The sequence below is a fragment of the Pseudenhygromyxa sp. WMMC2535 genome, from assembly GCF_011083025.2.
This window is the reverse complement of the sequence record NZ_JABJWV010000001.1, coordinates 8,957,829-8,970,830: the sequence shown is the minus strand read 5'-3', so window position 1 is coordinate 8,970,830 and position 13,002 is coordinate 8,957,829. Positions and strand designations below refer to the sequence as shown.

9 protein-coding genes are annotated in these 13,002 nt (G+C 68.5%); 3 read left to right on the top strand and 6 right to left on the bottom strand.

Going from position 1 to position 13,002, the window contains the following annotated elements; translation table 11 throughout:
- The first annotated feature begins 44 nt into the window (after nucleotides 1-44).
- A complete protein-coding gene (locus G6O69_RS34550) occupies nucleotides 45-3,545 on the top strand; it encodes a TonB-dependent receptor (RefSeq protein ID WP_346017122.1) in 3,501 nt (1,166 codons plus the stop codon).
- Nucleotides 3,546-4,454: 909 nt separating this feature from the next.
- Here G6O69_RS34550 and G6O69_RS34545 read toward each other — a convergent pair.
- Complete coding sequence (locus G6O69_RS34545) at nucleotides 4,455-4,991, bottom strand: hypothetical protein (RefSeq protein ID WP_172307730.1); 537 nt, start codon at nucleotides 4,989-4,991, stop codon at nucleotides 4,455-4,457.
- 160 nt (nucleotides 4,992-5,151) lie between these two features.
- Here G6O69_RS34545 and G6O69_RS34540 point away from each other — a divergent pair, with 160 nt between their 5' ends.
- On the top strand, nucleotides 5,152-6,813 hold the full coding sequence (locus tag G6O69_RS34540) for a hypothetical protein (protein WP_172307729.1): 1,662 nt from the start codon (nucleotides 5,152-5,154) through the stop codon (nucleotides 6,811-6,813).
- A 7-nt stretch (nucleotides 6,814-6,820) separates the two neighbouring features.
- Complete coding sequence (locus G6O69_RS34535) at nucleotides 6,821-7,387, top strand: DUF99 family protein (protein ID WP_172307728.1); 567 nt, start codon at nucleotides 6,821-6,823, stop codon at nucleotides 7,385-7,387.
- Between the two features lie 51 nt (nucleotides 7,388-7,438).
- Here the strand turns inward: G6O69_RS34535 and G6O69_RS34530 are convergent, their stop codons facing one another.
- From G6O69_RS34530 to G6O69_RS34510, 5 genes are all read right to left on the bottom strand, one after another.
- A complete protein-coding gene (locus G6O69_RS34530) occupies nucleotides 7,439-7,939 on the bottom strand; it encodes a hypothetical protein (RefSeq protein ID WP_172307727.1) in 501 nt (166 codons plus the stop codon).
- Nucleotides 7,940-8,085: 146 nt separating this feature from the next.
- A complete protein-coding gene (locus G6O69_RS34525; protein WP_255215955.1) occupies nucleotides 8,086-8,418 on the bottom strand; it encodes a cupin domain-containing protein in 333 nt (110 codons plus the stop codon).
- Nucleotides 8,419-9,208: 790 nt separating this feature from the next.
- Complete coding sequence (locus G6O69_RS34520) at nucleotides 9,209-11,095, bottom strand: PDZ domain-containing protein (protein ID WP_172307725.1); 1,887 nt, start codon at nucleotides 11,093-11,095, stop codon at nucleotides 9,209-9,211.
- Between the two features lie 43 nt (nucleotides 11,096-11,138).
- Nucleotides 11,139-11,852: a DUF459 domain-containing protein gene (locus G6O69_RS34515; protein WP_172307724.1), complete on the bottom strand. Its 714-nt coding sequence runs from the start codon at nucleotides 11,850-11,852 to the stop codon at nucleotides 11,139-11,141.
- 129 nt (nucleotides 11,853-11,981) lie between these two features.
- Nucleotides 11,982-12,788 carry a hypothetical protein gene (locus G6O69_RS34510; RefSeq protein ID WP_172307723.1) on the bottom strand — a complete coding sequence of 269 codons (807 nt, stop codon included), beginning with the start codon at nucleotides 12,786-12,788 and terminating at the stop codon, nucleotides 11,982-11,984.
- Nucleotides 12,789-13,002 lie beyond the last annotated feature (214 nt).

The following is a 13,002-nucleotide window of genomic DNA, read 5'->3' as shown; positions in this document are numbered from 1 at the left end:
ACTGCGCCCGTGTACGGCCCCGCACCTACAAGGAGCCCCCTCCTGTGAAGCGTTCTTTGCTCAAGTCCCTGATCTCAGCGTCCTTGGTGACCGTCCCCGGCTTCGCGGCTCTGCTCGCACCGGGCGTGGTGGAGGCGGCCCCGCCGGCCTCCGACAAGGGTGTGATCAACGGTGTCGTCAAGAATTCCAATACTGGCGATCCAATCGAGAACGCCATTGTCGTGCTTCAGTGCTCCTGCTTGGGTCAGCAACAGGAGCGCATGACCAATGGCCGCGGCATCTATTCCTTCACGGATCTGCCGCAGGGCAACTACACCATCCAGGTGTTGGCCGGTAAGGCCAACGTCTCGAAGATCACCCAGCTCCCCCGTGGGGCCAAGTTCCGGGCCAACTTCTCGCTCAACCCCGAGCAGGATCAGGTCATCGAGATCGTGGTCGAGGCCTCTCCGGTGGCCTCGAACGCCGCGTCGTCGATGACCGTTGGCATGGAAGAGGCCAAGAAGCTCCCGGTCGGTGGTGACACCAGCCGCGACTTCACGGCCGTCGTCGACATCGCGCCGACCGCCTCCCGGGACGCCGCCGGTATCTCGCTGGCGGGCACCACCGGCGCCGAGTCCAAGTACACGGTCGAGGGCGCCGATATCACCAACCCGGCCTTCGGTACGGTCTCGGCCACGCTCATCCAGGAGTTCGTCCAGGAGGTCGAGATCAAGGAGTCGGGCTACGAGGCCGAGTTTGGCGGCGCCTCCGGTGGTCAGGTCTCGGCTCGTCGCGTCTCGGGCACCAACACCCTCCGCGGTGAGGCGGGCGTCCGCTTCGCCCCGCGCCTCGCGGCGCCGCGGCTGATCAGCTCCACGGACGAGTCGCTGCGCGTCACCCAGGTCGGTGACTACAACGCGCAGGCCTACGCCATCGTCTCGGGCCCGATCAAGAAGGACAAGCTCTTCTTCACCATCGGCGTCGCGCCCAGCGGCACGCGCTTCACCCTGACGCAGAGCTTCTACAACCGCGTCGACCTCGACCAGTCCGGCGGCTACGAGGACTGCCCCTACGAGAACGGCACCAACGACTGTGTCGAGGGCGGCAACTACATCGCGACCGAGAAGTTCGCCGAGCAGAAGTTCCGTACGGGCGCCTTCAACTTCGGTTACATCGCCGGCCTCGACTGGGCCGTGACCCCGCGTCACCGCCTCGGCCTGACGGCGCAGGGTGGTCCCACCTTCCTGCGGACCACCTACCGCCTGCCCTTCAGCTTCGACCCGAACGCCTTCGGCACCAACCCGAGCTCGGATCCCCTGGGTGGCACCTCGCGCATCGCCACCGGTGTGGTCAACGACCACTTCGGCACCAGCCTCGCGCACACCACCTTGGTCGCCCTCAACTACGAGGGTCGCGTCCTCCAGGACAAGATGGAGATCGACGCGGGCGTGTCCTACTTCCAGTCCGTGTCCGAGGACGCCTGGCGCCTGGACAACCCGGAGCTGAAGAACATCCCGGCCACTCAGGAGCAGGACACGCAGGGGCGCAACCTCTACGAGTTCCTCGACCGCGCCGGCGCCGTGGACCTGGTCCCCAACGTCGACCAGGCCTGTAACGGCGCCGACCTGCCCGGCATCGCCTGTCCGACGCGCTTTTGGCTGTCCGGCGGTATCGGCGAGTACGACAAGGACATCAACCGCCGCGTCGCCGGTCGCCTGCACCTGACCCACTTCTTCGAGGGCGCGGGCTCGCACCAGGTCAAGTGGGGTGGTGACGTGTCGTGGCTCCAGCGCCACAGCACCTTCACCTACTCGGGCTCGAACGACGCCGACTTCTACGACAACTGCGACGCAGGCGAAGAGGGCGGCGGCGAGTACTGCTACAACCCGAGCACCAACGAGTACCGGTTCACGCGCTCGACTCGGGTCAACAACCACCGCTTCATCCGCGTCGACACGGACAACCCCGACAACCGCTCGTCTCGCGGCTTCGGCACCATCCGCCGCGAGCAGAAGGACCTCCGGGCCCTCGCCGACGCGCTCGGTCGTGGCGTCCGCGTCGACTCCTACGACGAGACGCTCTCGACCCTCAACTACGCGCTCTTCCTTCAGGACAAGTGGGCGATCCTGTCCAACCTCTACATCAGCGCGGGTGTCCGTTGGGAAATGCAGGACATGCGCGACATCTTCGGTGACACGAAGATCCTGATCTGGGACAACATCGCCCCGCGCCTCGGCATCGTCTACGACTGGACGGACGAAGGTAAGAGCCGCCTGTACGCCAGCTACGGCTGGTTCTACCAGCCCCTGCCTCTGCAGCTGAACTCGCGCGTGTTCGGCGGCCTCGTCGGCGTCAACCGCAGCTTCCAGCAGAGCGACTGCCTGGGCCAGAGCACCACCGTCGACGGCGTGGCGCACCCGCGCATCGACGACAACGGTCAGCCGACCGAGTGGTGTGTCGACACCAACTCGAGCACCACCGGTCTGGTCGAGGGCGCGATCGTCCCGCGGCTCAAGGGCCAGTACAACCAGCAGTTCCAGGTCGGCTACGAGCAGGAGGTCATCGAGGACCTCGTGGTCGGCTTCCGCTGGCTGCACACCGACCTCGGCCGCGCGGTCGAGGACGTGTCGACCAACGGCGGTCAGAACTTCATCATCGCCAACCCCGGCGAGGCCGTGCGCGAGTCCGACATCCAGGCGCAGCGCGACACCTGCTCCTCGCTCCAGGCGGAGTACGACAGCTTCGACCCCGACGACGACGACCGCAACCCGGTCGCCCGCGAGCTCAACCGCTGCAACTTCCTGGTCGACGCCTACGAGCAGATCAACGACCAGTTCGACAAGCCCACGCGCAACTACGACGCGTGGACCTTGCAGCTGCAAAAGCGCTTCGCCAAGAACTGGCTGCTCCTCGCCAGCTACACCTACAGCCGCCTCGTCGGTAACTACGACGGCTTCGTCGACCCGATCAACGGCTCGATCAACATCGGCGCGAGCACCCAGTACGACATCCCCGAGCTCGTGCGGAACAGCTACGGCCCGCTCTCGAGCAACATCCCGCACCGCGTGAAGGTCGACGGCTTCTACAGCTTCGACCTCAAGCAGGCCGGTCGCCTGACCCTGGGCACCAGCTTCCGCTTCCAGTCGGGCTTCCCGGTCAACGTCCGCTCGGATACGCCGAACTTCAACTACGCCGGCTCCTACCTGGTGTACATGCTGCCCCGCGGCTCCGGCGGCGCGGTCCAGCCCAACTACCAGTGGAACCTGACCGCGGGCTACGCCTACCCGCTGCCCAAGGACCTCGAGATCGAGTTCAACGCGCGCGTGCTCAATGTGACCAACGCCAAGGCCATCCTGCGCGTGGACGACATCTACACCTACCAGGCGGCGCGCCCGATCGCTGGCGGCGACATCAGCGACCTCAAGCACGCCAAGGTCTGGGAGCAGGGCGGCGGCGCGGACAACTTCTTCGACCGCGACATCGTTCAGCCGCAGGGTAACTACGGCGTGGAGACCAGCTTCCAGCAGCCGCTCTCGGCTCAGTTCGAGCTGAAGCTTCGGTTCTAGAGTTGTGCTTCGTTTGGATGGGGCTCCCTGGCTTGCTGGGGGGCCTCTTCTAATTCTCGGGTCTTTGGTCTTGGGTCTTTGGTCTTGGGTCTTTGGAGTCGGTGGGCTGTGACGCCGGTGGAGCGCACGGGCCAGCAGGGGACCCTTCCGGCTCAGACAGATCGCTGACTTCGGTCGGTGGGTCGGGGGCAGCTAGCTTCTTTTGTGTGGGGTGCGGCTCCGAAGGTGCGGAGCGTACGCTAAACTCGCCGGAAGGGTCCCCTGCTGGCCCTTTTGTGCGCGTCTTTGGCGGGGGGGTGTTGCCCGCCGAGGGCAAGGGGGGCGTACGCGAGATTCGCTGGAAAGGTCCCCTGCTGGGTCTTTGGTCTTGGGTCTTTAGTCGGTGGGCTGTGACGCCGGTGGAGCGCACGGGCCAGCAGGGGACCCTTCCGGCTCAGACAGATCGCTGACTTCGGTCGGTGGGTCGGGGGCAGCTGGCTTCTTTTGTGTGGGGTGTGGCTCCGAAGGTGCGTAGCGTACGCTAAACTCGCCGGAAGGGTCCCCTGCTGGCCCTTTTGTGCGCGTCTTTGGCGGGGGGTGTTGCCCGCCGAGGGCAAGGGGGGCATACGCGAGATTCGCTGGAAGGGTCCTCTGCTGGCCCTTTTGTGCGCGTCTTTGGCGGGGGTGTTGCCCGCCGAGGGCAAGGGGGGCGTACGCGGAGCTCGCTGGAAGGGTCCTCCGCTGGCTCTTTTGTGTGCGTCTTTGGCGGGGGGTGTTGCCTGCCGAGGGCAAGGGGGGCGTACGCGGAGCTCGCTGGAAGAGCGCGTGCACGAGGGTGGCAGGAGTCCGTGGTGGGTTTCACCGCGGGCTCCTGGCCGTCGTGGAGCGCAGCTTGGTTGCCTGGCCGCGGGGGCTGGCGTGGGGTTGTGGTCAGCGGAGGTCTTCGGCGTCGAGGCCGATGATCAGGTCGGTGTCGGGCGCCAGGGAGGTGTGGCAGTCGACGCAAAAGCCGACCTCGGAGCCGTTGCCGATCTGTTCTTGGATGACGGTGCCGTCTCGCTGGATGAGGGCGAAGAACCAGTCGTTGGCTTCGGGGAAGTAGCCGGGGTCGAATTTGGCCATGACGTTGAGGGCGTCGATGGGGTTGCCCTCGGGGTCGAAGAGCTCTTTGACGAAGAGTGAGCCGGGGGGGAACTCGGCTTGCTGGTCGGCGTCGTCGGGGTCGAGGGTGCGGAAGATGGTGGCAGCGTCGGCGTTGGCCCAGATCGCGCCGCGGCTCATGTTCTCGAGGTGGATCGACTCGACGGTGTCGACGTCGAGGCGCTCGAGCTGGGTGGAGAAGTCGACGGCGGTGGCGATGATCTCTTCGGGGTCGTAGCTCGACTCGTCGTCGCCGCTGCCGTCGTCGGTGCAGGCCAGGGCGAGGAGCGGGGACAGGCACAGGAGCGTGGGGAAGAGACGGGGCATGGCTCTCCCGATGTAGCACGCTGCGCAGGGCTTGCGCAGGCGCCGAGTGAGCCGAGCGCAGGGTCGGGGTGACTGGTGATCCCATTCGAGCTCGACCCAGCCTGGAGGTGGATCCCTGCGGCTAGTCGCGGGCGGAGGAGGGGCATTGCTATCGTGAGCTGTGGAAATCGACGCTGAATCTCTTCAGGATGCGCTCGCCTTCAACGCGGAGCAGGGCCTCGATGCCGAGCAGATCGAGCTCGTCCAGCTGGTGATCGGGGTCGATCCGATGACGGGGGAGATGGATGAGCTGACGGTGCAGTGGCTGTGGGCCTGGCAGGGGTGGATGGGGCTGCCTCAGTCGGGGAAGCTCGATGAGCCGAGCAAGCGGAGGATCCAGCGGCTGGCCAGCGTGGGCGGGTCGCTGCTGCCGGAGATGGTGCGGGTGGGCTGCTGGGTCGACTCGCCGCCGGCCGAGGTGCTGCGCGAGGCGGCTTTGGTGGCGCTGGAGGCCATGGGGATGGAGACCTTGGCGATCGAGTTGGTGGGCGAGGCGGGGAGCTGGGTGCCGCGCTGGACGGCGGATCAGCTGGCGCGTCTGGCTGCGCTGTGTGAGCCGCGGGAGATCGCGGTGGTCTTGGTGGTCGCCGTGGCCCCGGTGCGGGCGGCGATCGAGGCGGCGCTCGCCGAGCTCCCGGCGCTGGTCGAGGCGGGGGGAGCGGCGGGGATCGAGCTGGCGATCGGCGAGGGATGGAGCGAGGCGGAGCTGGTCGGCTTTGCGAGCCTCGATGAGGCCGCCGCGGTGCTGGCCGCGGGGATGCGGGAGATCTGTGCGGCTAGCGAGATGATCCTCGAGCTGAGCGTGGATGTGGATCACCAGGAAAATGGGGAGATGGCCAGCTTGGCGCCGCAGGTGGATCGCGTGCTCCCGCGGGCCTTCAGCGTGCGCACGCGGGCGGGGAGCGAGGTCGGCTGGGAGCACGCGAACGCGCCCGAGCACGAGCAGACCCGGGCGGCCGCGGTGTCGGAGCGGATCCCCGGAGTCATCGATGGGGTGGTCGCGCTGGGGATGGGCTTGGCGGCCGATGATCAACGCTGGCCCGACCACGAGCCGGAGGAGGCCCTGGATCTCGCCCTCGACGCGGCGGCGCTGCTCGGTATCGCCGAGGTCCGCTATCGGGCGAGCAGCTCGCTGCTGGCGGCACAGAGCCCTGCGGCGGCTTTTTTGCAGGCGCGGCCCGAGCGGGTCGATGAGGATGACTGGGAGGACGAGTTGGCCGCGGGGGGCGATGGTGCCGGAGCGGCTGCGGTGCAGGGCGAGGCCGAGGTGGGCGTGGGAGGCGAAGGCGAGGACGCTGGCACCGGAGCAGAGGAGAATGTGGCCGCGGGAGGCGAAGACGCTGCGGGCGAATTGGCGGCGAGGGAGGTCGAGGAGATCCCTGGAGGCGAGGAGACTGGTGCCGACGCTGGCGCGACGACACAGATGGAGCCGGCGCGCGAGAAGGCTGCCTCGAAGCTGCGCCCGCGACCGGCGAGGACGCGGCCGAGTCGGCTCTTGGTCGAGCCCACCAAGGTCAGGGTGCGCCCGAGCAGGCCGCCGCGGGCGGGTCTGAGCCCCAAGCAGGACGCGCCCACGAAGCTCGGGCCCGCGCAGGCGGGGGCCAAGCCTGCATCAGCGCCAGCCCCCGAGCGCGCCGGACGAGAGAGCCTGCGCGTGCGTCCGAGCCGGGCGGCGCGGCGGGTGGTCGCCAAGGCAGCTGGGGGGCAGGCCAGCGAGCTTCGGGCTAAAGTGTCGGTCAAGGCTCGGGTGCGGAGCATTCGCCCGCGCAAGAAGCCGCGCTGAGAAAGCCTTGGCCCGCCGCCTCTCGAACTCCATCGCCGTCGACGATGCGCCCTTTCCCCGCGAGCACCGCGGGGACGTGGGTGTCGTCGGCGTGGCCTTCACACGCACGCGCCTCGATGGCGTGATGACGGGCAAGCTGCGCCGCGACGGGGCCAACGCGACGCAGGCCATCGCCACGCTGATCTCGAGCAGCCCCTTCGCCGAGCACGCCCAGATCGTGCTGCTCGGGGGGATCACCTTTGGCGGCTTCAACGTCGCGGATATCCACGGCCTGCACGAGCGCCTGGACAAGCCGATCCTCGTGCTCGCGCGCAAACGGCCGCGCTACGCCGACATCCGCCGCGCGCTGCTCGAGAAGGTGCCCGGGGGCGCGCGCAAGTGGGCGTTGATCGAGGCCGCGGGGGAGATGGAGCCCTGCGCGGCGCTATGGGTTCAGCGTGTGGGCCTGGAGCTGGACGCGGCCGCGCAGGTCATCGAGGACCTGCGCGTTCACGGCAAGCTGCCCGAGCCGGTCCGAGTGGCGCACCTGATCGCGGGGGCGTTCGCCGACGGGGTCAGTCGAGGTCGCGCGTGAGCTCGACCGGTCAGCCGAGGTCGCGCGTGCGCTCGACGGGGCCAGGTTGGCTCACTGGGGGCTCGCCTCGTCGGGCGAGGCGGGCTGATCCGGGGCCGTGAGCCCGCAGGAGTAGAGCGCACAGTCGAGCTCCTGGCGGAGCATGGTCATCTCGTCGCTGCCGAGGCGGTGACCGACGAGGGCCCCGATGTAGAGGGCCAAGGACAGCGCGGCTGCGAGCGGGAAGGCGAGGATCGCAATCGGCGGATCGCCCAGGGTCCACTGGGACAAGCCCATGGTCAGGCCGATGCAGGCGACCACGCCGAGCACCGAGTGCATGAATACGAAGCCTGTCCACACGCCGGGCTCCGGGCGAAAGACCCCGTGAATATGGGTTGTGCCCTCGGGCGCGTGGTCGAAGGTGAGCTCGAGGCGGGGGGACCAAAAGTGGCGCATGTGCTGGGGGACCCGCAGCTCGGCATAGGGCAGCTGGACCCAGCCCCGGCACTGGCTGAGCTCGGAGGCCAGGCAACGCTCGATGGCACCAGCCGTCTCGAGCTCGGGACGGCTCACGGTGACGTCGAAGCGTGGAAGGACCTCCGGTAAACCCAGCATGAGAGAGCGAAGACTTCTACCATAGGGGATGTCGGGCGATTGACCATCGGAAAGTCTTGCGTCTCATGTGGAATAGCACATTCCACAATTGGCCCTTGGTGAGCTCAGGGGGTGTGTTTGGGGTAGGGCGTGCCGTCTTTGTGCGTGAAGCGTGGGCTGCCCTCGACGTCTTTTTGATACACGAGGTCGACGTCTGGATATTGAACGCTGTCCCTTGGATCGCGGTTGCTGACTTCGAGGTATTGGACCGGACGATCACTGCGGTTGACGAGCTGGTGGGCGTCGTCGCTGCCGGCGGGAAAGCCTGCGCACATGCCTGCGCGCAGGAGCTGCTCGCCCGCGTTGGTGCGCAGCACGACCTCGCCCTCGAGGATGTACACGAACTCGTCCTCGTGGCTGTGGTGGTGGCGCATGGAGGACTCCTTGCCTGGGGACAAGGTCGTGAGGTTGATGCCGACTTGGGTGAGGCCGAGGGCTGCGGTGAGGCTGCGTTTTTCTCGGGGGAGGACGCGGGCTTGGAAGGGGGCGGGGTAGGTGGAGTGGGTGCGGGCGGGGACTTGGGTTGGGTCTAGGGCGGGGAGTTTGGGGGGCATGGGGGGGGTGCTTTCGGGTTTTTGGGTTTGGGTTTGGGTTTGGGTTTGGAGGGGGAGTGTCTTGGGGTCTGTAGGGGATTTTCTCGACGGCAGACACGCGCACGGGGCAGCAGGGGACCCCTCATGCTCAGACAGGCTTGCTGACTGCGGCGGGCGGCTTGCTGGCGGGTGGCTGGGTGTTTGGGGGGAGTCGCGTCGAAGGTAGGGTACGTACGCAAAACTCGCATGAGGGGTCCCCTGCTGCCCCTTTTGTGCGCGTCTTTGGCGTGGGTTGTCCCCGCCGAGGGCGGTGGGGGCTGGGTCTCCGCCGAGGGTGGCTGGATGGGTCTCCGTCGAAGATGGAAGGCTGGGTCGTCGGCGAAGATGGAGGGGGCGGGTCTCCGCCGAAGATGGAAGGCTGGGTCGTCGGCGAAGATGGAGGGGGCGGGTCTCCGCCGAAGATGGAAGGCTGGGTCGCCGCCGAGGGTGGCTGGATGGGTCTCCGCCGAAGATGGAAGGCTGGGTCGTCGGCGAAGATGGAGGGGCGGGTCTCTGCCGAGGATGAAGGGGCTGGGTCGTCGGCGAAGATGGAGGGGCGGGTCTCCGCCGAGAGAAGATGGAGGGGGGGTCTTTGCCCTTTGCCGAGGTTGGTGGGTCAGCGCTCGAGGTGTTCGAGGAGCCACAGCTCGCGGAGGCGGGCTTGGTCGAGGTCGTCTTCGCCGCCCTCATTGGGGGAGGGGGGGAGGGTGAACTGCCAGCGCTGGTGGGGGTTTGGGGTGGTGGTGAGCTCGCGCTCGAGGAGGCGGTCGCGGCGGAAGATGGTGATGGTGGTGGGGGTGCCCAGGTCGAGGTCGGCGAGGCGCTCGTTGGCTTCGTCGACGCTGTGGACGCGGTGGCCGGCGACGGCGATTGGTTCGTCGTCGAGCATGAGGCCGGCGGTGGCGGCGGGGGAGTTGGGCTCGATCTGGGTCAGGGATTGGTGGCCGGACATGCCGGACCAGAGGGCGAGGCGCTCGTCGTCTTCGCCGAGGGGGGTGGCCTCGACGAGGACGCCGGCCTGGGCGAGGAGGGCGGGGAGGGGGAGCTCTTCGGTGCCGTGGACGTAGCGCTGGAAGAAGGGGCGCATGTCCTCGCCGGCCTCGGCCGAGGCGGCGGCGACGATGTCGTCGAAGGTGATGGCGCGCTCGTTGGTGCTGGGGTCTCGGCCGGCCCACAGCCGGCGAAAGAGGCCCTCGATGGAGCCGCTGCGGCCGTGCTCGGCGGCGCGCAGGCGCAAGCTGAGGTCGAGGCAGACGCCGATCAGGTTGCCCTTCTCGTAGTAGCTGATCGCGGTCTCGGGGTAGTTGGCGGCGGGCTGGTAGGCCTTGATCCAGGCGTCGCGGGAGAGCTCGGTCATGGCGCTGTAGTTGCGCCCGGGCTTGGCGACGTAGCTGGTCCAGGCGTTGGCGAGCTCCTCGACGTAGGCGCGCGGGGACACGAGGCCGGCGCGGAGCAGGGCGCGGGTCTCGATGGTCTCGGTGAAGCCCTCGTGGAACCACAGCAGCTGCGAGTAGTTCTCCTCGCTGTAGTCGAAGGGGCCGAGCACGCGGTCGTGGATGCGCTTGACGTTCCACAGGTGGAAGAACTCATGGGCGAGCAGGCGCTGGACCCGGCGGTAGCCGGACGCGTCGGAGAAGATCCACGGGCGTACGATCATCGCGGCGCTGTCGTGGTGCTCGAGGCCGCCGCCGCCCACGGGGTCGGCGACGAGCAAGAACACGTAGCGCGAGAAGGGCAGGCCGTTGAAGGTGCGCGCGAAGGCACGGACGATCTGCTCGGCGTCGGCGGCGAGGCGGTCGAGCTCGGCGTTGGTGCCCGCGGGGGCGAGGAGCACGAATTCCACGGCCGCGCCGGCGACCCGAAACTGGGCGCGCTGGGCCTCGCCGAGCAGCAGCGGGCTGTCGGCGAGCTCGTCGTAGTCGGCGGCGTGGTAGCGCAGGGGGGCGGCGTCGCTCTGCGCGTGGGGCAGGGGATCGAGGGCGGTGTGCACGGGCCAGCCGGCGGCCGGCTGGAGCTCGAGCTCGGCGGGGCGATCGAGCTCGTCGACGACGTAGACCAGCACCGAGCTGCCGTTGAGCAGGGCGAAGCGATCGTCGACGTAGGAGGTGCGCACGCTGAGCTCGTCGGCGAACACCCGGTAGTCGAGGGAGAAGCCCTGCTTGGCGTTGGCCACCCGCCAGGTCTGCTTGTCGACGCGCTCGACCCCGAGCGCGGCGCCGTCGCTCAGGGCGTGGGCCTCGACGTCGTAGACGTGGCGGCCAAAGTCACGGATCAGGTAGGAGCCCGGGGCCCAGGCCGGCATCGCCAGCTCGGTGCTCGCCGCGTGGGCGTCGCTGAGCTCGACGTGGACGTGGACGTAGCGGGTGGTTGGCTCGGGGATCGACAGGGTGTAGCGGACCGGCTCCGGGCTCGCGCCACGCCGCGGGCGCTTCTTGGCGGCGGCGGTGGCGGGGGTCAGGAGCAGGACCAGCAGCGCGATCAGCCAGATACGGCGGGCGGGCATGGCCGCAGTGTATGCTCTCTCGCTCGGCTTGCCGCCCTCGAAGCTACAGCAGCCCGTCGATCTTGGGGACCAGGGCCTCGGCGAGGATCTTGGCGCCTTCAGTGCTGAAGTGGACCCCGTCCTTGGCGCGGATCGTCACGGTCTTGCCGCCGCGCTGGATGCTGTCGGCGTAGCGCGGCCCGAGCAGGCCGCGGGTCGGCACGAAGGCGCCGCCGGGCAGCGCGTCCATGGCCTCCTCGAGGATCGTGTTGATCCGCTGCATGCGCTTGTCGAGCTTGCTCGAGCGCATGTCGGGCATGCCCAGCCAGATCACCTGCTCACCCTGGGGCGCGACGGCCTTGGCGAGCACGTCGACGCGGCGGCGGTACTCGGTCGCCCAGGCGTCCTCTTCCCAGCGGATCCACTCGGGGTCGCTGCCCTCGGCCATGCGCAGGCTCTGGCCGTCGTTGCCGCCAAAGAGCAAGATCGTGGCGGTGGGCGAGAAGGCCTGGGCGAAGCGCGGGCCCTCGCTGAGCCAGTCGTAGAAGTCCGGGCGGGCGAGGCCCGAGGCGCTCTTGGCCTGGCGGTCGACCTCGTGGCCGCTGGCCGCGACGCCGAGCTCGAGGTGCTTGCCGAGGGCGCCGCGCATGGCCGAGCCCCCGATGATCAGCACGCGCTGGCTCGCCGCACGAGCGCGGCCGGGGAGGCCGAGGCCCGCGAAGGCGCCGGCCAGCGCGAGGGTGAAGGAGCGACGGGAGGGCGCGCGCAGGTCAGACATGCTCCGATGGAACAACGAACTCGCGGCGCACGCAAATCTCTAGCCAAGGCGCCTCTGCGGGGCGGGGACCGAGCCGTTTTGGGGGGATGCTCGAGGTCCCCGCCCCGCGGGCGGCGCCGGGGGACGCGCCTACCAGGTAGCGATGATGAACTCGCCGCGGGTGACGACCTCGTCCTCGCCCTCCCCCTCGCGGTATTCGGCCCAGCCGCCGAGCGAGCCCTGGCTGTCGGGCATGTTGGTGTCGGGGTCGACGGAGAAGCTGGCGTCGAGGATCACGCTGAGCTCGTCGGGGTCGGCGGGATCGACCTCGGAGATCTCGAGGGTGCCCTCGATGCTGTCCATGTCGATGACGTGGTGCACGGTGGCCACGCCGAGGGCGTCATCCTCGAGCTCGGCGCTGAGGACCACGGGCAGGTCCTCCTTGAGGGTGCCGTCGTCGCTGGCGAGCTTGACCGAGACCTCGAGCTCGAAGCGCGAGCGGCAGTCGAGCTCGTCCTCGAGGCCCTGGGCGACCGCGGCCTCGTTGGGCGTGGACTCGATGAAGCGCAGCGCGCCGCCGATGTCGGCCAGGGTCAGATCGAGCTCGACCTGAGCGGCGACCGGCTTGACGTCGACCTTGACGTCGCCCTCTTGGGCCATCCAGTTGAGGGTCGTGATGAACTCGCCGGCGATCGGGTCGAGCACGTCGCCTGCGGTGAAGCCGGCGGAGGACGGGGTGTCGAGGCTCTCGAGCTCCTGGATCGTCTCTTCACAGGCGATCTGGTCCTCGCTCTCGGAGTCGCCAGACTCGTCGGCCTCGTCGGTGGCCTCGTCTTCACCGGTCCCGGTCTCGTCGTCGACCTCGCCCAGGGGGTCTTCGTCTACGCCGCAGGCGCTGGCCAGGGCGGCGACGCAAAGCAGGGGCAGGACGGAGTGGGTGATGCGGAGGGAAGGCATGAAGGAAGCATGAGCAGCGCTTTGGGGGGCCGCCACGATGACGATTTTGTCAGCGTCGCTACGCCTGCGAATTTGCCGTGCAGGCGGCCTCCCACGCGGTCGAGCCGTGCTCGCCGTCAGCGATGTCATGCTCCCGTGGCGGGCTTGTCAGAGTCTCGGGCCGGACTCCGCAGCGAAAACAGGCCTCGACTGATCCTTTGGACAAGGCGCAACT

What these genes read in the sequence shown, in the direction of transcription:
- G6O69_RS34545 (WP_172307730.1), bottom strand. Translation starts at nt 4,991, where the DNA reads ATGCCCCGTCTCTTCCCCACGCTCCTGTGCCTGTCCCCGCTCCTCGCC.
- G6O69_RS34520 (WP_172307725.1), bottom strand. Translation starts at nt 11,095, where the DNA reads ATGCCCGCCCGCCGTATCTGGCTGATCGCGCTGCTGGTCCTGCTCCTG.
- G6O69_RS34515 (WP_172307724.1), bottom strand. Translation starts at nt 11,852, where the DNA reads ATGTCTGACCTGCGCGCGCCCTCCCGTCGCTCCTTCACCCTCGCGCTG.
- G6O69_RS34510 (WP_172307723.1), bottom strand. Translation starts at nt 12,788, where the DNA reads ATGCCTTCCCTCCGCATCACCCACTCCGTCCTGCCCCTGCTTTGCGTC.